Annotated in this window: 1 protein-coding gene; it reads right to left on the bottom strand. The window is 42.5% G+C overall.

From position 1 onward, the window contains the following. Positions 1 to 218: 218 nt before the first annotated feature. Positions 219 to 1,103, bottom strand: coding sequence for a prolipoprotein diacylglyceryl transferase (gene lgt, locus CXF58_RS01155; RefSeq protein ID WP_011959981.1), 885 nt, complete (start codon positions 1,101 to 1,103; stop codon positions 219 to 221). Between the last annotated feature and the right edge of the window lie 157 nt (positions 1,104 to 1,260).

Genomic DNA, 1,260 nt, shown 5'->3' with positions numbered 1-1,260 from the left:
GTCAATATGGCAGTATAGTTCGGTTAGGTTGTCCATGTAAGAAGTCCTTGTTGCTTAAGTGGTCTTGGTAAACTTACTTTAGCAACTTCGGACTTCTTTTTTTATCTTTTTTTTGAGCGCTTATCCCGAACTGGGGTTAGGTATTAATTCTGCAAATGGAATGTATCTTGTTAGAACTGCATTTATATTTATTTGTTCATGCACCTCGACACTTATTTCTAATATGCAGACTGCTTACCCCAATCATAAATACCGCGTTTGTAAGCATAAATCAGCATGATTAAGCCGGCGATAATCATCGGCGCGCTTAAGATTTGCCCTTTGGTCATCCAACCTAATAATATGAATCCTTGGTCAGCATCTGGCTGGCGGAAGAATTCAATGATAAAGCGGCTGATGCCATAGCCTAGTAAGAATACAGCGGAGGCGGCCATACGTGGACGTGGTTTTGATGAATACCACCATAAGAATATAAATAGCAGCAGACCTTCGGCAAAGGCTTCATATAGCTGTGATGGATGACGAGGCAATATGTATTGACCATTGACTTCAATCATCAATTCTTGCAATTGTGGATTGCTCTGTAATTGCTCCATATCAAACGCCGCGGCTTGCGGAAAGTAGGTCAGCCAGTTATAGCCACCGTCTGAGACGCGACCCCATAATTCGCCATTGATATAGTTGCCGATACGCCCAAACAGTAAGCCGGTTGGTACACAAGGAACGATAAAATCGAATACTTGAAAGGTAGTCTTTTTATATTTACGGGCAAAGAACCACATACCTAGCATGACGCCGATAAAGCCGCCGTGGAAAGACATACCGCCTTCCCAGACTTTTAATATATAGGCAGGGTTTTGGAGTAATTCACCGAACTGATAAAACAGCACATAGCCAATACGACCGCCTAAGATGACACCAAGCGCGCCATAAAAGACTAAGTCAGAGACCATGTCGGTGGTCCAATTGTCGCGTTTGGTACTGCGATACCAAGCCAAACCGTAAGCGGCAGCAAAGGCTAGCAAATACATTAGCCCATACCAATGCACTTCCAATGGACCCAAGGAAAGCGCTACGGGATCATACTGAGGATGAATCATCATAAAGGCACCATAATTATTGGTAATAGAATGTATGAAATAGGCTTATATAAGAAATTTTTTGTCCAACAATTGAAAAGTACAACTATCGCAAGTCAGAATCTCATCTTATGGATAGAGAGACCTTCCAAGTAAACTCGCCTTCGATCTAATCTGAGCG

This window comes from Psychrobacter sp. Sarcosine-02u-2 (assembly GCF_002836335.1).
GTDB classification, from domain to species: domain Bacteria; phylum Pseudomonadota; class Gammaproteobacteria; order Pseudomonadales; family Moraxellaceae; genus Psychrobacter; species Psychrobacter faecalis.
Note: the sequence above shows the minus strand (reverse complement) of the source record. Positions and strands in the feature narration are given on the sequence as shown.